General features: G+C 29.9%; 21 protein-coding genes. 14 read left to right on the forward strand and 7 right to left on the reverse strand.

Annotated features, from left to right (window positions below; genetic code table 11):
* Both ABXT72_RS06490 and ABXT72_RS06495 read left to right on the forward strand, forming a co-directional pair.
* Positions 1 to 1,377 carry an AmpG family muropeptide MFS transporter gene (locus ABXT72_RS06490; RefSeq protein WP_415278132.1) on the forward strand — a complete coding sequence of 459 codons (1,377 nt, stop codon included), beginning with the start codon at positions 1 to 3 and terminating at the stop codon, positions 1,375 to 1,377.
* A complete protein-coding gene (locus tag ABXT72_RS06495; protein WP_415278133.1) occupies positions 1,367 to 2,113 on the forward strand; it encodes a C40 family peptidase in 747 nt (248 codons plus the stop codon). Before ABXT72_RS06490 ends, ABXT72_RS06495 begins: the two co-directional genes overlap by 11 nt.
* Here the strand turns inward: ABXT72_RS06495 and ABXT72_RS06500 are convergent.
* Together ABXT72_RS06500 and hisC are read right to left on the reverse strand one after the other, a co-directional pair.
* A complete protein-coding gene (locus ABXT72_RS06500; RefSeq protein ID WP_415278134.1) occupies positions 2,110 to 3,006 on the reverse strand; it encodes a prephenate dehydrogenase in 897 nt (298 codons plus the stop codon). The two genes, ABXT72_RS06495 and ABXT72_RS06500, sit on opposite strands and share 4 nt — an antisense overlap.
* 2 nt (positions 3,007 to 3,008) lie before the next feature.
* Positions 3,009 to 4,091 (reverse strand): histidinol-phosphate transaminase, encoded by a 1,083-nt coding sequence (gene hisC, locus ABXT72_RS06505; protein WP_415278135.1) that lies wholly within the window; start codon positions 4,089 to 4,091, stop codon positions 3,009 to 3,011.
* Between the two features lie 189 nt (positions 4,092 to 4,280).
* Here hisC and metX point away from each other — a divergent pair, with 189 nt between their 5' ends.
* The 12 genes from metX (at position 4,281) to ABXT72_RS06565 (ending at position 13,332) form a co-directional block, all read left to right on the forward strand.
* Positions 4,281 to 5,399, forward strand: a complete 1,119-nt coding sequence (gene metX, locus ABXT72_RS06510; protein WP_415278136.1) for a homoserine O-acetyltransferase MetX — start codon at positions 4,281 to 4,283, stop codon at positions 5,397 to 5,399.
* 2 nt (positions 5,400 to 5,401) lie between these two features.
* Positions 5,402 to 5,998: a methionine biosynthesis protein MetW gene (gene metW, locus ABXT72_RS06515; RefSeq protein ID WP_415278137.1), complete on the forward strand. Its 597-nt coding sequence runs from the start codon at positions 5,402 to 5,404 to the stop codon at positions 5,996 to 5,998.
* Positions 5,999 to 6,718: a hydroxyacylglutathione hydrolase gene (gloB, locus tag ABXT72_RS06520; RefSeq protein ID WP_415278138.1), complete on the forward strand. Its 720-nt coding sequence runs from the start codon at positions 5,999 to 6,001 to the stop codon at positions 6,716 to 6,718. It begins immediately after the preceding gene.
* 65 nt (positions 6,719 to 6,783) lie between these two features.
* Entirely contained in the window at positions 6,784 to 7,200 is a 417-nt protein-coding gene (rplU, locus tag ABXT72_RS06525; RefSeq protein ID WP_415278139.1) for a 50S ribosomal protein L21, read from the forward strand.
* Positions 7,201 to 7,212: 12 nt separating this feature from the next.
* Positions 7,213 to 7,467 carry a 50S ribosomal protein L27 gene (gene rpmA, locus ABXT72_RS06530; protein ID WP_271525759.1) on the forward strand — a complete coding sequence of 85 codons (255 nt, stop codon included), beginning with the start codon at positions 7,213 to 7,215 and terminating at the stop codon, positions 7,465 to 7,467.
* Between the two features lie 29 nt (positions 7,468 to 7,496).
* Positions 7,497 to 8,480, forward strand: a complete 984-nt coding sequence (gene cgtA, locus ABXT72_RS06535) for an Obg family GTPase CgtA (RefSeq protein ID WP_415278140.1) — start codon at positions 7,497 to 7,499, stop codon at positions 8,478 to 8,480.
* Positions 8,470 to 9,576: a glutamate 5-kinase gene (proB, locus tag ABXT72_RS06540; RefSeq protein ID WP_415278141.1), complete on the forward strand. Its 1,107-nt coding sequence runs from the start codon at positions 8,470 to 8,472 to the stop codon at positions 9,574 to 9,576. Before cgtA ends, proB begins: the two co-directional genes overlap by 11 nt.
* Before the next feature lies 1 nt (position 9,577).
* Positions 9,578 to 10,828 carry a glutamate-5-semialdehyde dehydrogenase gene (locus ABXT72_RS06545; RefSeq protein ID WP_415278142.1) on the forward strand — a complete coding sequence of 417 codons (1,251 nt, stop codon included), beginning with the start codon at positions 9,578 to 9,580 and terminating at the stop codon, positions 10,826 to 10,828.
* Entirely contained in the window at positions 10,809 to 11,351 is a 543-nt protein-coding gene (gene nadD / locus ABXT72_RS06550) for a nicotinate (nicotinamide) nucleotide adenylyltransferase (protein WP_415278143.1), read from the forward strand. Before ABXT72_RS06545 ends, nadD begins: the two co-directional genes overlap by 20 nt.
* A 17-nt stretch (positions 11,352 to 11,368) precedes the next feature.
* Positions 11,369 to 11,719: a ribosome silencing factor gene (rsfS, locus tag ABXT72_RS06555; RefSeq protein ID WP_415278144.1), complete on the forward strand. Its 351-nt coding sequence runs from the start codon at positions 11,369 to 11,371 to the stop codon at positions 11,717 to 11,719.
* A complete protein-coding gene (locus tag ABXT72_RS06560; RefSeq protein ID WP_415278145.1) occupies positions 11,716 to 12,855 on the forward strand; it encodes a S41 family peptidase in 1,140 nt (379 codons plus the stop codon). The genes rsfS and ABXT72_RS06560 overlap by 4 nt, the downstream gene beginning before the upstream one ends.
* Positions 12,856 to 13,332, forward strand: a complete 477-nt coding sequence (locus tag ABXT72_RS06565) for an RNA pyrophosphohydrolase (RefSeq protein ID WP_415278146.1) — start codon at positions 12,856 to 12,858, stop codon at positions 13,330 to 13,332.
* Here ABXT72_RS06565 and atpC read toward each other — a convergent pair.
* From atpC to atpH, 5 genes are read right to left on the reverse strand one after another with little or no spacing between them, the layout of a single operon-like run.
* Positions 13,325 to 13,717 carry an ATP synthase F1 subunit epsilon gene (gene atpC, locus ABXT72_RS06570; protein WP_415278147.1) on the reverse strand — a complete coding sequence of 131 codons (393 nt, stop codon included), beginning with the start codon at positions 13,715 to 13,717 and terminating at the stop codon, positions 13,325 to 13,327. The two genes, ABXT72_RS06565 and atpC, sit on opposite strands and share 8 nt — an antisense overlap.
* The gene (gene atpD, locus ABXT72_RS06575) at positions 13,717 to 15,135 is read right to left on the reverse strand and encodes a F0F1 ATP synthase subunit beta (protein WP_415278148.1); all 1,419 of its coding nucleotides are present in this window, start codon (positions 15,133 to 15,135) and stop codon (positions 13,717 to 13,719) included. Before atpD ends, atpC begins: the two co-directional genes overlap by 1 nt.
* 2 nt (positions 15,136 to 15,137) lie before the next feature.
* On the reverse strand, positions 15,138 to 16,013 hold the full coding sequence (locus ABXT72_RS06580; RefSeq protein ID WP_415278149.1) for a F0F1 ATP synthase subunit gamma: 876 nt from the start codon (positions 16,011 to 16,013) through the stop codon (positions 15,138 to 15,140).
* 3 nt (positions 16,014 to 16,016) lie between these two features.
* Complete coding sequence (atpA, locus tag ABXT72_RS06585) at positions 16,017 to 17,552, reverse strand: F0F1 ATP synthase subunit alpha (RefSeq protein WP_271564825.1); 1,536 nt, start codon at positions 17,550 to 17,552, stop codon at positions 16,017 to 16,019.
* Positions 17,553 to 18,110, reverse strand: coding sequence for an ATP synthase F1 subunit delta (gene atpH, locus ABXT72_RS06590; protein ID WP_415278150.1), 558 nt, complete (start codon positions 18,108 to 18,110; stop codon positions 17,553 to 17,555).
* Positions 18,111 to 18,159: the final 49 nt, after the last annotated feature.

The following is an 18,159-nucleotide window of genomic DNA, read 5'->3' on the forward strand; positions in this document are numbered from 1 at the left end:
ATGATTGAAATAAAAAAACAATCACTTTCAGAAACTTTTTCTGTCTACTTTGATAGAAGAATGCTTAGAATATTATTATTAGGTGCTATCTCTGGTTTTCCATGGGTTTTAATTGGAAGTAGTTTAAGTCTATGGCTTAAAGAAGAAGGTTTAAGTAGATCAACAATTGGTTGGGCAGGACTAATATTTGCTGTTTATGCTTTTAACTATTTATGGGCCCCTCTTATTGATAGATTTCAAGTACCGTACCTAACAAAAAAACTTGGCCATAGAAGAGGCTGGATAGTTTTAATGCAAATTGCAATTTTAACTTGTCTTGTTACTTGGAGTTTTATTAATCCTACCGAAAATCTTGCACTACTGATTACAGTTGGTTTAATTATTGCTATAGCATCAGCTACACAAGATATTACTGTTGATGCTTTAAGAATTGAACAAATAGGTGAACATGAAAGCAAATCAATGGCAGCTGGTGCAGCGATGGCTGTAGTTGGATGGTGGAGTGGATATAAATTGGGTGGTGTAATAGCTTTATTTACCGCAGAATATTTAGAGAATATTGGTGTTACTAATTACTGGCAAATTACATTTTTAATTTTAGGAGTTGTGGTAATTTTGATGAACATAGGTTTAATGTTTGTTCATGAGCCTCTTTCAACTGATAGACAAAAGAAGCAAAAAGAAACAGATAAACTTATAAAAAGCAAGCTTGGATCAAAAAATATTATAACTAATTTTATAGCGTGGATAAGCAGTACATTAGGTGGTCCTATAATAAGCTTTTTTAAGAAAAATGGCTTTTCAATTGCTATTGGAATTTTAAGCTTTATTTTTTTATTCAAGATTGGTGAGGCCTTTCTTGGACGTATGTCGATAGTTTTTTATAAAGAAATAGGCTTCTCTAAAGGTGACATTGCAATTTACTCAAAAACTTTAGGATGGATAACTACAGTTATATTTACATTACTGGGTGGGCTTTTTGTAATTAGATCTGGCGTTTTAAAAGCAATGTTTGTTGCAGGAATACTAATGGCAGCAACTAACTTATTATTCACAGTCTTGGCATGGAGTGATAAATCTGAGTTATTATTCGCAGTAGCAGTCATATTTGATGATATAGCCGCAGCATTTGCAACGGTTGCATTTGTAGCCTTTATTTCATTATTAGTAGACCGAACATATACCGCAACTCAATACGCATTACTCGCATCGATAGGGACTGCTGGCAGAACTACACTTGCATCATCATCTGGAGCATTAGTAGATTGGCTTAATGGAGATTGGGGAGTATTTTTTATCATTACAGCCATCATGGTAATACCTTCTTTGATTTGTTTGTGGTTTATTAAAGATAAATTAAAACTTCGTGAAAAATAATTGCTTTTACAAAAAACCTTTATCAAATATTTATAAGAAACCCAATGTAGTTTCTGAAGTTACCTCTCAAATTTTGTATGGGGAAAAATTTAAAATTATATCTAAGAATAAAAGCTGGATAAAAATAAAGGTTTTATTTGATAATTGTACTGGATACATAAAAAACAAAGATTACACTAAAGATCATAAGCCAACTCATAAAATATTTATTCTAAAAGCAAATATTTATAATAAACAAAAAAATAAGACAAAATATTTTTTACCTTTTGCATCAAGAATTTCAATGATTCAAGAAAGTAAAAAATTTATAGAATTTGAAAAAAATAAATTGGTAAAAAAAAGTGATGTAAAAAATATGAATCATATAGAAAAAGATTATTTAAAAGTATTAAAAATGTTTTTAAAAACTAAATATATTTGGGGTGGTAAAACTTATAGGGGTATAGACTGCTCTGCTATTTTACAATTATTTTTTTACTATAATAATAAATTTTATCCAAGAGACACAAAGGATCAAATAAAATATTCAACAAAAAAAGATAAAGGTGGAATATTTAAAAAAGGTGACATTATATTTTGGAAAGGTCATGTTGCTCTTTGTATTAACTCTCAAAAATTAATTCATGCATATGGTCCAGAAAAGAAAGTTTTGATTATGAATATAACAGAAACAATAAATAGAATTGAAAGAACAGCAAAGTTAATAGTAAAAAAAATATCCTCTATAAAATATTAACTTCTTCCAAAATCTGGCTTGTTAATATCTTGTTTCAACTTAATTATTTTCTTTCTAACTTTTTTAGTATTAACTAATTTTTTAATAATAGACTTATTATTTTTAAATTGAATATCTCTTTTAAATGAACGTAAATTTTTAATAAACAAATCAATAACTTTTGAAATATTTTTTTGGTTATTAAAAAAAATATCTCTCCACATAATTTCATTAGATGCGGCAATTCTTGAAAAATCTCTCAAACCACCTGCGCTAAATTTGATTAATTCATACTTTTGTTGTTTTTCAAAATCTGTCGCTGTTTTAACCAAATTATATGCAATTAAATGAGGTAAATGACTTGTCATAGAAAAAACCGTATCATGTTTTTTTGAGTCCATAATTGCAACTTTTGAACCAATTTTTTTCCAAAACTTGGTAAGTATAAGAAGGTGTTTTCTGTTGGTATTTTTTTCTTTTATTAATATGCACCATTTATTAAGGAATAAACTTTTTACTCCATTTTCTGGGCCACTAACTTCTGACCCTGCAATAGGGTGACTAGATGTCCAAAAAATGCCTTTTTTCAATTTTCTTTTAATTAAGTCCATAGACTTTTCTTTAGATGATCCAACATCTGTAATAATAGTTTTAGGTAATAAATATCTATTTATCTTTAAAATTATTTTTTCATATTCTCCTAGTGGGGTGCAAAATATTATTAGATCTAAGTTTGGGATAATTTTTTTTAAATCATCTATAATTTCACATGGTAACTTTAATTTTTTAATTTTTGAAATATTTGATTTTGATTTTTCGTAGACAAATATTTTTTTAGCTATTTTTTTTTCAGATATTGATCTTAACAATGAAGAACCAATCAAACCACAGCCTATAATTAAAATATTTTTCATATTTAATTAAAGATAGTCTTGATCGTTGTTATGAATCTCATATTCTCTTTTTTAGATCCAATTGTTAATCTTAATTTGTTTTTAATATTATATCCATCTTCTGTAGATCTTAATATAATTCCTTTTGACTGCAGTTTGTTAAAAATATAATTAGCTGAAAATTTACATTTATCAAAATTTAACAGTAAAAAATTAGCTGTTACTTCATTTGAAAAAATTTTTAGTTTTTCTAAATCATTTCTAACTTTATTTGCTTCTGTGATATTATGTTTCACAGATTGATTAATAAAGTTTCTATCTTTTAAAGCTTCTATTGCTGCCATCTGTGCAACTTGATTTACATTAAATGGAGGTCTAATTAAATTCATTGCAGAGATAATTTTCTTAGGGCCATGACCCCAGCCAACTCTTAACGAGGCTAGTCCATATATTTTTGAAAAAGTTCTTATCACAATGACATTATTTTTATTTTTAAATAAATCTAAACCAGATTTATAATCTTTATTTTTCATATATTCAAAATAAGCATCATCTAAAACTAGTAAAATATTTTTATTCAATTTCATTCTTAAGTCTATTAGCTCTGCTCTACTTAAGTATGTTCCTGTTGGGTTATTAGGGTTAGCAATAAATACGAGTTTGGTTTTTTTTGTTACTTTCTTGATAATTTCATTTATTGAAACTTTAAAATTTGATTCCTTAGAAAAAACAACTTTTGCTCCCACTATTTGTACATATATCCTGTACATTAAAAAGCTATATTGAGGAACAATCACTTCATCAGAGGGTTTTAGGTACAACTGGCAAATCATTTGAATAATTTCATCTGATCCCGCTCCACAAATTATCTTCTCAAAATCACACTTATATTTTTTTGAAATTTCTTTTCTTAAGTTTTTGGACTTACCATCTGGATACTTGGATATTATTAACTCTTTATTCTGTAAAATTTTCTTTACTCTTGGGCTTACACCAAGAGCTGACTCATTTGCTGATAATTTTATAACATTTCGTATTTTTGCTATATTTGACTTACCTGGTTTATAAGCCTCTATTTTGAATTCTTTAAATTTTGGAACTGTCATTTTTATTAATTTTATTTACCTTATAAATAAAATATTATCCTTTCATATAGAATAAGTCATTTTTTAAAAAAATTGACATAAGAAATACTATCTAGTACAAAAAATATGTGCTGATTTAACTGAATTGCGAGCACTTAAAAAACCGCTAAATAAGTTTTTTGTCTCACAATTCAAATTTGGCCAATATTTATGAATAAAAATGTGAACATAAAAAATATTATAATTGATAAACCATTAAAATTAGATTGTGGTCAAACCATCAATAATTATTCTCTAGCTTATGAGACTTATGGCTCTCTAAATGAGACGAAAGATAATGCCATTCTTATTTTTCATGCTTTAACTGGTGACCAATTTGTTTCTGGAATAAATCCAATTACTAAAAAAGAGGGTTGGTGGTCATATGCTGTTGGATCTGGTAAAGCCATTGATACTGATAAATATTTTGTAATTTGTGCCAATGTTATTGGTGGATGTATGGGCTCGTATGGTCCTAGTGAAATTAACCCCAATACTAATAAAAAATATGGTACCACTTTTCCTGTCATCACTATTAATGACATGGTTAATGCACAATTTAATCTCTTAAATTTTTTTAACATTGATAAATTATTTGCTGTTATGGGTGGATCAATGGGTGGGATGCAGACACTTCAGTTCGTTAATAACTTTCCTGATAAAGCAAAAGTTGCTATTCCAATAGCCTGCACAGCTAGTCATTCAGCACAGAATATTGCCTTTAATGAACTTGGTAGACAATCGATTATGGCTGATGCTAATTGGGAAAATGGTGACTATTCCAATCAAAATAAAAATCCTAATAAAGGATTATCTGTTGCAAGAATGGCTGCACATATAACTTATTTATCTAAAAATGGTCTACAAGAAAAATTTGGAAGAAAGTTGCAAGAAAGAGATGACCTAAAATTTGGTTTTGATGCAGACTTTCAAATAGAAAGTTATTTAAGATATCAAGGATCTGTATTTGTTGATAGATTTGATGCAAATAGCTACCTATATATAACAAGAGCGATGGACTATTTTGATCTAATCAAAGAACATCACGGTAATTTATCTAAAGCATTCGAAAAAACTAAAACTAAGTTTCTTATTATATCTTTTACTTCTGATTGGCTTTATCCAACGTCTGAAAATAAAGAAATTGTTATAGCCTTAAATGCCATAGGTGCTGAGGTCGGATTTGTCGAAATTGAATCTGACAAAGGACATGATTCATTCCTTTTAAAAGTTCCTAAATTTTTAAATACTCTAGGTGATTATATTAAAACAGCTTATTCTAAAAACTAAACATGAAACAAGAATTTAAAATAATCTCTGATCTAATTGAAAAAAATACTAGAGTTTTAGATGTGGGCTGTGGAGATGGTATATTAATGGAATATCTTAAGTATAATAAAGAAATAGACATAAGAGGAATAGAAATCTCCAAAGATAATGTTCAAAAATGTTTATCAAAAGGGCTAACTGTTATTGAGGGTGATGCAGAAAAAGATCTATTACAATTTCCTGATAGCTCCTTTGATTTTGTTATTTTAAGTCAAACACTGCAAGCATTTTTAAATCCTGAAATAGTTATCAAAGAGCTATTGAGGGTTGGTAAAAAAGCTATTGTTACAATACCTAATTTTGGTTTTTGGAAAGTTAGGCTTCACCTATTAATTAAAGGAACAATGCCAGTTACAAAGAATCTACCTGATGAGTGGTATAATACTCCTAACCTTCATATGTGTACCATAAAAGATTTTTATAATTTTTGTGAAAATAGAAAAATTATATTAGATAAATCATTAGCTCTGCATAACGAAAAAATATCATCTATTAATAAACTTAATCTAAATATTAAAAATTTATCAGCAGAACTAGGTATTTTTTTAATTGAGAGCTAAATGGAAATTCAAATAATACCTTGTTTACAAGATAACTATTCTTATCTAATTATTGATAAAACTAAAAATATTGCATGTGTGATTGATCCCAGTGAAGCAGAGCCTATTATCAAATATTTGGAAGATAAAAATATACATTTAAAATATATATTAAATACACATCATCATTATGATCATGTGGGGGGCAATAAAGAATTAAAAGAAAAATATGGAGCTAGTGTTATTGGATATAAAGGAGACAAAGATAGAATTCCAGAAATAGATATACTGGTCGGTGATCAAAATATTTGGCACGAAGAAAATTTCCAGGCTAAAATATTTCATATACCCGGTCATACCCTTGGTCATATATGTTTTTATTTTTATAATGAAGAATCTGTTTTTACAGGAGACACTCTCTTTTCACTTGGTTGTGGTAAGATTTTTGAAGGAACATACTCACAGATGTATAATTCGTTAATGAAAATAAAAGCACTACCAGAAAAAACAAAGATCTATTGTGGACATGAATATACTAAACAAAACTCTAAATTTTGTATTACTCATGACCAAGACAATGAAAACCTAAAAACTAAGATTAAACACATAAACAAAAAATTAAAAAATAACCTACCTACTATTCCATCCACTATTAAAGAGGAATTAGAGTGCAATATTTTTCTTAGATCTGATACAGAAGAAACCTTTTCAAAATTGAGGGATTTAAAGGACAATTTCTAGTTTATTCGGACTTGACTATAATAGGTCCCCGACTATATTGCTGTTTATAAAAAATAGATTAAACAATGTCATACGCAATCATACAAACAGGTGGAAAACAGTACAAAGTAAAGGCTGGAGAAATACTTAAAATTGAAAGATTAGAGGATTCTAAACTTGAAACTAAGATAGAGTTTAAAGAAATCTTAGCTTACGGAGATGACAAAAGTATTGAAGTTGGATCACCAACAGTAGAGGGTGCAAAAGTTGAAGCAGACCTTGTTGAAAATGGAAAAAATAGAACAATATTAATTTTCAAAAAAAGACGAAGACAAAATTCTAGAAGAAAAAATGGTCATAGACAGCAATATTCATTAATAAGAATTAGTAAAATATTTTCTAAAGATGGTAAAATTTTATCTGAAGCGGAAAAAATGATTAAACCAACTAAAAAAATTGAAAAGGTTGAGGCTAAAGCAGAAGCTGAAGCAGTTAATAAATAAATTAGGTAAATTATGGCTACAAAAAAAGCAGGTGGTTCATCGAGAAACGGACGAGATAGTGCTGGTCGTAGACTCGGCGTTAAGAAGTACGGTGGTGAAGTAGTTATTCCTGGAAACATAATTGTTAGACAAAGAGGAACTAAAATTTTCCCAGGTGAAAATGTGGGAATGGGAAAAGATCATTCAATTTTCTCTGTTGTTGAGGGGAAAGTAGTATTTAAAAAAGGTAGATTAGACAGAACATTCGTTTCCGTAAAACCCAATTAGTAGTACAACTAAAAACTAACAGTTGTAATATGAAGTTTCTAGATCAAGTAAAAATTTATGTAAAGGCCGGCAATGGTGGGCATGGTTCTCCTAGTTTCCGTAGAGAGAAATTTATTGAATACGGTGGACCTGACGGTGGTGATGGAGGTAAAGGTGGTACCATATTCCTAAGATCAGAAAGAAACTTAAATACTCTTATCGATTATAGATTTCAACAACACCATAAAGCAGGAAGAGGAGTAAATGGTTCTGGACAAAATCGTACAGGTCATGGTGGAGAAAATTTATTTTTAAAAGTTCCAATAGGTACACAAGTTTTTGAAGAAGATAATAAAACTTTAATTTATGATTTTAAAAAAGAAGGTGAAGAATTTATTGTAGCTAATGGTGGTAAAGGTGGTCTTGGAAACACTAGATTTAAAAGTTCTACTAATCGAGCTCCAAAAAAATTCACTAAAGGTGCAATCGGTGAAGAATATGTAATTTGGCTTCAATTGAAAACTATTGCCGATGTTGGTATTGTTGGATTACCTAATGCAGGTAAATCTAGTTTGCTGGCTGCCATTACAAATGCGATGCCTAAAATTGCAAACTATAAATTTACAACACTAAATCCAAATCTTGGTGTTGCAAGTTATGATGATAAGGAAATAACTCTAGCTGATATCCCTGGATTAGTTGAAGGTGCACATGAAGGTGTAGGACTTGGTATTCAATTTTTAAAACACATAGAAAGATGTAAAACTTTAATGCATTTAATAGATATTACTGATGAAGACCTTCAAAATACCTATAAACAAGTTCGAAATGAGCTAGGGAGTTACAGTAAAGATTTACTAGAAAAAAAAGAAATAATTGTATTAAATAAGACAGACTTATTAGAGGAAGAAGAAGTAAAAGAAATTTTAAAGAATTTTTCTAAAAATAAAGATTCTGAGGTGGTTACACTCTCAACATTAGAAAAAGGCTCAATATCTAAAATTAAAGCTAAATTACTCTCCTATGTATCTTAAAGATTCTAAAATAATTGTAATTAAGATTGGCTCATCTTTGTTAATAGATGACAAAAAAAAAGTAAGAAAAAAATGGCTCACTGGATTTGCTAAAGATATTCAGGAACTAATAAAACAGAATAAAAAAATTATTATTGTAAGCTCAGGAGCAATAGCAATGGGTTGTAAAAAACTAAATATTAGCAAAAAAAACCTTAAGATTGATAAAAGTCAGGCTGTTGCATCTATTGGGCAAATTGAACTAATGAATTTATTCTCAGAAATATTTGTTAAATTGAAAATTAATATTTCTCAAATTCTTCTCACTTTGGAAGACACAGAACAAAGAAGAAGAGCCCTTAATGCAAAAAGAACTTTTGATAACTTATTTAAACTAGGCTTTGTACCAATAGTGAATGAAAATGATACTATTGCTACTTCAGAAATTAAGTATGGTGACAATGACAGATTAGCATCTCGTGTTGCGCAAATATCAGGCGCAGACTCACTTATATTGCTTTCTGATGTAGACGGTCTTTATACGCTCAATCCAAAAATATATAAAAATGCAAAATTAATAAAAGAAATTAAAAATATAGATAAAGATATAGAAAAAATAGCCACTAAAAGTATTAGTGAGCATGGCACAGGTGGTATGAAAACTAAAATAGATGCTGCAAAAATCTGTCAATTATCAGGATGCCAAATGGTAATAGCAAATGGATTATTAAGCAGACCTATTAAAAAAATAACTGAAGAGAATAATTGCACATGGTTTTTACCTAAAGTTTCAAAATTGGCTGCTAGAAAAAAATGGATTATTAGCTCTATTTCACCTAAGGGCGCACTTATTATTGATGACGGTGCAAAACAGGCACTTTCAAATGGTAAAAGCTTATTAGCAGCAGGAATAAAAAAAGTGTCTGGCCGTTTTAGCAAAGGTGACCACATCAAAGTTTTAGATAAAAATAATTACGAATGCGCAAGAGGACTTAGCTCTTTTTCATCGAATGAAATAGAAAAAATTATGGGTCACCACTCAAAAGAGATAGAAAAATTACTAGGATATATTTCTAAATCAGAAGTAATTCATAAAGATGATATAGTGGAGGTATAAAATGAGTAAATATATGAGATTAATAGGTCAAAATGCAAGAAAAGCATCTCTTAATAAAATTAATTCAAAAACTAAAAATAAAATTTTAAAAAGATATGCCTTCTTATTAGGTCAAGAAAAACAATCTATACTTAAAGCTAACCAAAAAGACATTCAATTTGCTCTTGGCAAAGGCTTAAAAAGCAATCTAATAGAAAGATTAACTATCGATGAAAAAAAATTAATAGGCATAAAAAATTCTATAGATAAAATTGCTAACTTAAAAGATCCTGTTGATACTACTTTAGAAAAATGGCGCAGACCAAATGGTTTAACAATTAGCAGAGTGTCTATACCTATTGGTGTTATAGGTGTTATTTATGAAAGTAGACCTAACGTTACATCTGATGTTGCAAGCTTATGCTTCAAATCTGGAAATGCTGTAATTTTAAAAGGTGGCTCTGAGGCCATAAATACTAATAAAATTTTAGCAAAACTATTTAGAAAATCGCTTAGAGAAAATAAAGTGAATGAGAACTTTATTCAATTTATAGATTCTAAAGACAGAAAAATGGTCGATTTTATGCTTTCAAGAATGAAAGATTTTATTGATGTAATAATACCTCGTGGTGGAAAAAATTTAGTAAAAAGAGTTCAGCAATTTTCAAATGTCCCTATTATCGGTCATTTGGAAGGACTTTGTCATACTTTTATTGATAAGGATGCTAATCTAAAGATGGCTACAAACATTACCTATAATGCTAAACTAAGAAACACTAGTATTTGTGGAGCTACGGAAACAATTTTAATACATGAAAAAATTGTTAAGAAATTTTGTAACCCAATTCTAAAAAAGTTAGAAGAAAATCATTGCAAGATATATGGAGACCGTTTTTTAAAAAAATATTACAAAGGAAAAATTTATCCAGCAAAAGAAAAAGATTGGTCTACTGAATATTTATCAGCAGCAGTTTCTGTAAAAACAGTCAAAGATTGTGACGATGCCATTAATCATATTAACAAATATGGAACTATGCACACCGACTCTATTGTTACTAAAAATAAAAAAACTGCAAATAAATTCTTAAAAAATGTTAAAAGCTCTATAGCAATGCATAATACATCCACTCAATTTGCTGATGGTGGTGAATTCGGTTTTGGAGGTGAAGTTGGCATTTCGACAAACACATTACCTCCAAGAGGGCCTGTTGGATTAGGACAGCTCGTTTCATACAAATACGAAATTGTTAGTAATGGTAAAACTAGAAAATAACTTAAAACAAAAAAGGACAAAAATTGGAATCTTGGGGGGAACTTTTGATCCTGCCCACAAGGGCCATTTGGAAATTTCCAAACAAGCTAAAAAAATATTAGAATTAAAAAATATTATATGGGCAATTACCAAACAAAACCCGTTTAAAAACACAAGCAAAACAAATCTAAAGAATAGAATAAAATTTGCAAAAAAATTAATTGGCAAAAATAATTTTATTAAAGTTAAGTTTTATGAAGAAAAAGTTCTTTCCAATAAAACAATCGACCTCATCAATTATCTAGATAAAGATAAAAAATTTGAAATTTATTTCATTATGGGTGCTGACAATCTAATTAATTTTCATAAATGGCATAAATGGAAATCCATTATAAAAAAATGCAATCTTCTTGTATTTGATCGGCAGGGATATAAAGCAAAATCATTAAAGTCTGTTACCTTTAATGGTATAAATAAAAAAAAATTATCTTTTATTAATTTTAAAAAGGTCAATATTTCATCTTCTCAATTAAGAAAAATTTGATAAGGTTAAATGTATTAATGGAAAAAAACTCAGACCTTAAAAATTTAATCCTAAAAACCCTAGATTCTAATAAAGCCCTAGATATTATTTCAATAGATCTTAAGAATAAAAGTTCAATGGCTGACTATATGATTATAGCAAGTGGAACTTCTTCTAGACATATTCAGGCTTTATCTGAAATGGTGTTAGAAAAATTAAAAACCAATGGGGTAAAAAATTCTAGGATTGAAGGAAAAGAAAGTATGGATTGGAAATTAGTTGATGGTATAGACTTGATTGTTCACATATTTCATCCAGATAAAAGAAAATTTTATGAATTAGAAAAAATATGGTCAGAAATTATTCCTAAAGAAAAAGTGATGATATGATTTTGAATAAAAGATTTTTTATTTTTTTTATAACACTATTATTTACTTTTCAAAAAAGTTTTTCTGAAAACACTGACATATATAAAAAAATTGATTTGTTTGGTGAGGTGCTTGAAAAAATTAGTAAAGAATACGTTGATGAAGTTGATCAATCAAAAAGTATGGATTCAGCCATAAATGGTTTATTACAATCACTAGATCCCTATTCTGCATATATGACACCTGAAAGTTTTGAGGGTATGCAAACTGAAACTAGTGGAGAGTTTGGTGGTCTTGGTATTGAAGTTGGCATGGAAGCAGGTGTTGTGAAAGTGATATCACCAATAGATAATACTCCAGCATCAAAAGCAGGATTAAAAGCTGGTGATTATATTGTAAAAATTAATAGTACTCAGGTTCAAGGGAAATCGCTAATGGAAGCTGTAGAATTAATGAGGGGACCTGTTGGATCGAGTATTGAAATAACGGTTAGAAGAAGAGGTGTAAAAAAAGCATTGATCTTTAATATAATGAGAGAGGTTATTCAGGTTCAATCTGTAAAATCTGAACTTATAGATAATAACATTGGCTATATAAGGCTAACCTCCTTTAACGAAAATAGTAGTGAACAAATTAAAGAAAAGATTAATAAATTAAATAAAAATAAAGATCTAAAGGGATATATCTTAGATTTAAGAAATAACCCTGGAGGCTTACTTTCTCAGGCAATTAAAATTTCGGACTTTTTTTTAGAAAATGGTGAGATTGTATCAACAAGAAGTCGACAAGCTTCAGAAAATCGAAAATGGTTTGCTAAAAAAGGTGATCTAACAAATAGTAAAACACTAATTATACTTATTAACTATGGATCAGCATCGGCATCAGAAATAGTAGCTGGTGCATTAAAAGATCATAAAAGAGCTATTATACTTGGGGAAAATAGTTATGGAAAAGGTTCTGTACAATCAATAATCCCTTTAAAAAATAGAGGTGCTATTAGATTAACAATTGCAAAATATTATCTCCCTTCAGGAAAATCTATTTCTGAAGTAGGTGTAACACCTGATATAGAAGTTGCAGAAGGTTCAGATGATTTTAAATTTAATTCTGAAACCGATAATCAATTGAATTTTGCAATAAAATTACTCAACGGATAAATGTCGGACAATAAAGTAAATTTACCTCTTAGAAGTGGAGTTGGAATTGTTGTCCTGAATAAAGATAATAAAGTTTTTGTTGCAAAAAGAATTGATAATCAAAAAAATTTTTGGCAGATGCCCCAAGGTGGTGTTGATAAGGGTGAGGACTATTTAACTGCTGCTTACAGAGAACTGGAAGAAGAAACTAGTATAAAAAATGTTGAACTAATTAAAGAGTGTGATGGATTAATCTCTTATGAATTGCCAAAAAACTTATTAGATATAATTTGGAAAGGTAAGTATAGGGGTCAGGAACAAAAGTGGTTTATAATGAGATTTTTAGGGCAAGATAACGAGATTGATATTAAGACTAAACATCCTGAATTTTGTGAATGGAAATGGATTGATCTTGAAAGTATAACTGACCTAGTTGTAGACTTTAAGCTACATGTATACAAAGATGTTAAAGAAAAAGTAAAAGAAATTCTTAATTAAGAGTTTTTAACACATCAATTTTTTGATCAACTAAGTATTTATTTTGATCTGTAATGTCACTATTTTTTGAACTTTCTTCTGCTTGAGCAAGTAGTTCACTAATTTTATCTTTATCAATATCTTTAATATTAAAAATAGAACTTGTTAGAACTGATAAATTATTATTCTTAAATTCAACAATTCCATCCTCAACGTAATAATTGTCTTCTCCTGATTTAGAAAAGATTTTAATAATTCCTGGCTTTAAAAATGAAATAATTGAGATATGGTCCTTTAAAATCCCCATTTCCCCTTCAAAAGCAGGCACAACAACTTCTGTTACATCTTCTTTTGAAAGAAAAGATTTTTCTGGGTTTACGATTTCTATTTTGAACTCTTCACTCATTATGCGGCAGTATCTTTCGCCATTTTTTCTGCTTTTTCTATAGCTTCTTCAATTGTACCCACCATATAAAATGCAGCTTCTGGTAAATGATCATATTCACCATTACATATTGCAGCAAAACCTTTAATTGTAGATTCTAAATCTACTAATTTTCCTGGAGAACCAGTAAAGACTTCGGCAACAAAGAAAGGTTGTGATAAGAATCTTTGAATTCTTCTAGCTCTAGCTACTGTTAATTTATCTTCTTCAGATAATTCATCCATTCCTAAAATCGCAATAATATCTTGTAGTGATTTATAAGTTTGAAGAATTTTTTGCACTTCTCTGGCAACTCTGTAATGCTCATCTCCAACTATTCTAGGATCTAAAATTCTAGAAGTAGAATCTAGAGGATCTACTGCTGGATAAATTCCAATTTCAGCTATTTGTCTAGACAATACAGTTGTTGCATCTAAGTGAGCAAAAGATGTAGCAGGCGCAGGGTCAGTTAAATCATCTGCTGGTACATAAATCGCTTGTACAGATGTAATAGAACCTTTGTTAGTTGTTGTAATTCTTTCTTGAAGGTTACCCATGTCTGTTGCAAGTGTAGGCTGATATCCAACAGCTGAAGGAATTCTTCCTAATAATGCAGAAACTTCTGAACCTGCTTGAGTAAATCTAAAAATGTTATCAACAAAGAATAATACATCTTGTCCTTCTTGGTCTCTAAAATATTCAGCTACAGTTAAACCTGTTAAAGCAACTCTTGCTCTAGCCCCTGGGGGTTCATTCATTTGACCATACACTAGTGCCGCTTTTGATCCTGGACCTTCTGGCTTAATAACGCCTGAATCTATCATTTCGTGATAAAGGTCATTTCCTTCTCTAGTTCTTTCTCCAACACCAGCAAACACAGAAAATCCACCATGAGCTTTTGCTACGTTGTTAATTAATTCCATAATAAGTACTGTCTTACCAACACCCGCACCTCCAAATAAACCAATTTTTCCTCCTTTGGCATATGGTGCTAATAGATCAACTACTTTAATTCCTGTAACTAGAATTTCTGTCTCTGTTGATTGATCACTAAATTCAGGTGCCGCTCTGTGAATTGGCCATTTCTCTTTTGTTTTAACTTCACCTTTTTCATCAATAGGTTCACCTATTACATTTATAATTCTTCCTAAAGTTTCTGGACCAACTGGAACTTGAATGGGAGCACCTGTTGCCGTTACTTCGTCTCCTCTTTTTAATCCTTCAGTGGCATCCATTGCAATTGTTCTAACACTTGATTCACCAAGGTGTTGTGCAACCTCTAAAACTAATCTGTTGTCTCCATTTTTACATTCTAATGCTGATAAAATTTCTGGTAATTCTCCATCAAATTTTACGTCTACTACTGCTCCAATGATCTGTGTGATTTTTCCTTTGCTCATAATTATAAACTTTCCGCTCCTGATATGATTTCAATTAGTTCTTTTGTAATAGCTGCTTGACGACTTCTATTATACTCAATAGTAAGCTTGTCAACCATTTCACCTGCGTTTCGAGTTGCACTATCCATTGCGCTCATTCTTGAACCCTGTTCGCTAGCTGAATTTTCTAACATCGCTTTAAAAATCTGAGTAGAAATATTTTTAGGCAATAAATTGCTTAAAATTTCATCTTCATCTGGTTCAAATTCATAATTATCCTCAGAAGAATTTTCTTCTGCTTCAGATGTTTTTAAAGGAATTATTTGTTGTTCTTGAGGTATTTGAGTGATTACATTTTTAAATTTATTATAAAAAATTGTACACACATCAAATTCCTCTTTTTCAAAGTTTTCAATTATCATTTTTCCTACTTTTTCAGCATCTAGATAATTGATAGTTTTTGAATCTTTAAAAGATATTCTCTCTACAATATCATCTTTATAAACTCTTTTTAATTGATCATATCCCTTAGATCCAACAGTTATAATCTTTAAAGTTTTTCCCTCATCAGATATTTTTTTAAAATATGCTTTAGCTTTTTTAATAATATTTGTATTAAAACCACCACATAGACCACGGTCAGATGTTAACACAATACATAAATGTACCTTATCTTCACCTGTTCCGGAAAGGAGCTTAGGTGCATTTTCCTTATCAGAAATACCACTAGATAAATTAAGAATAATGTTATTCATTTTTTCAGAATAAGGTCTTCCCTTTTCAGCATTTTCTTGTGCTCTTCTAAGTTTAGCAGCCGCAACCATTTTCATGGCTTTGGTAATTTTTTGTGTAGACTTTACACTCGCTATTCTTTTTTTTAAGTCGTCTAGTGTTGCCATATTTTAAGAATTAAAGTTCTTCTTAAGTTCCATGATAGTTTCAACTAATGATTTTTCAGTATCTTCTTCAAGCTTACCTGAGCTTAATACAGATTCTAAAATTTCTGGTTTTTCAGATTTACATTTTTCAATAATCTTAGATTCGAACTCAGCAATATCTTTAAGTTCTACATCATCCAAATAACCTTTAACTCCACAGAAAACTGAAATTACTTGCTCAGCAACTGTCATAGGAGAATATTGTTTTTGTTTTAGAAGTTCAGTTAGTTTTGAACCTCTATTTAAAAGTTTTTGTGTTGATGCATCTAAATCCGATCCAAATTGTGCAAAGGCAGCCATTTCTCTATATTGAGCAAGCTCCAGCTTCATTGAACCAGAAACTTTTTTCATTGCTTTTGTTTGTGCTGCAGATCCAACTCTAGAAACTGATAGACCTACGTTAATCGCTGGTCTAATTCCTTGGTTAAATAATTCTGTTTCAAGAAATATTTGACCATCTGTAATTGATATAACGTTAGTAGGAATAAAAGCAGATACGTCTCCACCTTGTGTTTCAATTATTGGAAGAGCAGTTAATGAACCTCCACCATGCTCATCACTAAGTTTGGCTGCTCTCTCAAGTAATCTACTGTGTAAATAAAATACATCTCCTGGATAAGCTTCTCTTCCTGGAGGTCTTCTTAATAAAAGTGACATTTGTCTATAAGCTACAGCCTGTTTAGATAAATCATCATAAATGATTAATGCATGCATACCATTATCTCTATAGTATTCACCCATAGTGCAGCCCGTATATGGCGCTAAAAACTGAAGTGGTGCTGCGTCTGAAGCGGTAGCGGCTACAATTGTTGTATATTCCATTGCACCAGCTTCTTCTAAAGTTTTTTGAATTTGTCTAACTGTAGATCTTTTTTGACCTATAGCGACATAGATACAATAAAGTTTTTGCTTCTCATCACCAGATTCATTTATTTTTTTCTGGTTAATGATTGCATCGATAGCAACTGCAGTTTTTCCAGTTTGTCTATCACCAATAATTAATTCACGCTGTCCTCTTCCAACTGGAACTAGACTGTCAATTGATTTTAAGCCTGTTTGCATTGGTTCACTAACAGATTGTCTTGGAATAATTCCAGGAGCTTTTACTTCAACTCTACTTCTTTTAGTTGCTTTATCTAAAGCACCTTTACCGTCGATTGGATTTCCCAATCCATCAACAACTCTTCCTAATAATTCTTTTCCAACAGGTGCATCAACAATACTTCCTGTTCTTTTAACAACATCACCTTCTTTAATTTTTCTGTCATCTCCAAAAATTACAACTCCAACATTTTCACTTTCTAAGTTTAGAGCCATTCCCTTTGATCCATCTGAAAATTCTACCATCTCTCCAGCTTGAACATTGTCTAATCCATATACTCTAGCAATACCATCTCCTACAGACAAAACCTGACCAACCTCAGTCACTTCTGCTTTATCGCCAAATTTTTTAATTTGTTCTTTTAATATCTTTGTTACTTCTGATGGGTTTATATCCATTTATGCCTCTATCATCCTATTTTCGATTTGTTGTAATTTATTTTTAATGGAAGTGTCCACCATTGTGCTTCCGACTTGCACAATCAAACCCCCAATTAAACTTGCATCGTGTTTGTAGTTTAATTTTATTTTTGAACTAAAGTTTTTAGTCAATTCTTCTTTTATGTTGTTAATTTCATTTTCAGTAAGATCTTTTGCAGAAGTTAATTCTGCTTTTAATTCACCTCTTTTGACTGAACATGTCTCAACAAAGCTTTTTAGAATTTTATCCACGTAAAAGAATCTTCTTTTAGATATTAGAAAGCTTAAAAATTTGGTTAATAATTCATTTATTTTATATTGTTCTGAAATTTTACTTAGAGCATTCAATTGGTCTTCTTTGTTGTTTGTTGGATCTTTGATTAAAGATTTAAAATCTTCACTTAAAGCAATTAAATTAATAATTGAAGCAGAATGAACCTCAATCTCACTTAAATTATTAGCTTCTATTGCTAATTCATAAAGTGCCAGAGAGTATCTACCTGCCGATGTTTCAGAAAAACCTTTATTTTTGCTCAATTTATTGTTCCTTATAAATATTTGAAGATTTATTAAATTTCTGTTTTAA

The organism is Candidatus Pelagibacter sp. Uisw_094 (genome assembly GCF_047729535.1).
In the GTDB taxonomy this organism is placed as follows: Bacteria; Pseudomonadota; Alphaproteobacteria; order Pelagibacterales; family Pelagibacteraceae; genus Pelagibacter.

Coding starts and splice junctions, on each gene's coding strand:
- ABXT72_RS06500 (WP_415278134.1), bottom strand. CDS start 3,006: ATGAAAAATATTTTAATTATAGGCTGTGGTTTGATTGGTTCTTCATTG.
- ABXT72_RS06545 (WP_415278142.1), top strand. CDS start 9,578: ATGAGTAAATATATGAGATTAATAGGTCAAAATGCAAGAAAAGCATCT.
- nadD (WP_415278143.1), top strand. CDS start 10,809: ATGGTAAAACTAGAAAATAACTTAAAACAAAAAAGGACAAAAATTGGA.
- ABXT72_RS06565 (WP_415278146.1), top strand. CDS start 12,856: ATGTCGGACAATAAAGTAAATTTACCTCTTAGAAGTGGAGTTGGAATT.
- metX (WP_415278136.1), top strand. CDS start 4,281: ATGAATAAAAATGTGAACATAAAAAATATTATAATTGATAAACCATTA.
- ABXT72_RS06580 (WP_415278149.1), bottom strand. CDS start 16,013: ATGGCAACACTAGACGACTTAAAAAAAAGAATAGCGAGTGTAAAGTCT.
- ABXT72_RS06490 (WP_415278132.1), top strand. CDS start 1: ATGATTGAAATAAAAAAACAATCACTTTCAGAAACTTTTTCTGTCTAC.
- metW (WP_415278137.1), top strand. CDS start 5,402: ATGAAACAAGAATTTAAAATAATCTCTGATCTAATTGAAAAAAATACT.
- rplU (WP_415278139.1), top strand. CDS start 6,784: ATGTCATACGCAATCATACAAACAGGTGGAAAACAGTACAAAGTAAAG.
- hisC (WP_415278135.1), bottom strand. CDS start 4,091: ATGACAGTTCCAAAATTTAAAGAATTCAAAATAGAGGCTTATAAACCA.
- atpD (WP_415278148.1), bottom strand. CDS start 15,135: ATGAGCAAAGGAAAAATCACACAGATCATTGGAGCAGTAGTAGACGTA.
- rsfS (WP_415278144.1), top strand. CDS start 11,369: ATGGAAAAAAACTCAGACCTTAAAAATTTAATCCTAAAAACCCTAGAT.
- ABXT72_RS06560 (WP_415278145.1), top strand. CDS start 11,716: ATGATTTTGAATAAAAGATTTTTTATTTTTTTTATAACACTATTATTT.
- proB (WP_415278141.1), top strand. CDS start 8,470: ATGTATCTTAAAGATTCTAAAATAATTGTAATTAAGATTGGCTCATCT.
- atpC (WP_415278147.1), bottom strand. CDS start 13,717: ATGAGTGAAGAGTTCAAAATAGAAATCGTAAACCCAGAAAAATCTTTT.
- cgtA (WP_415278140.1), top strand. CDS start 7,497: ATGAAGTTTCTAGATCAAGTAAAAATTTATGTAAAGGCCGGCAATGGT.
- rpmA (WP_271525759.1), top strand. CDS start 7,213: ATGGCTACAAAAAAAGCAGGTGGTTCATCGAGAAACGGACGAGATAGT.
- atpA (WP_271564825.1), bottom strand. CDS start 17,552: ATGGATATAAACCCATCAGAAGTAACAAAGATATTAAAAGAACAAATT.
- gloB (WP_415278138.1), top strand. CDS start 5,999: ATGGAAATTCAAATAATACCTTGTTTACAAGATAACTATTCTTATCTA.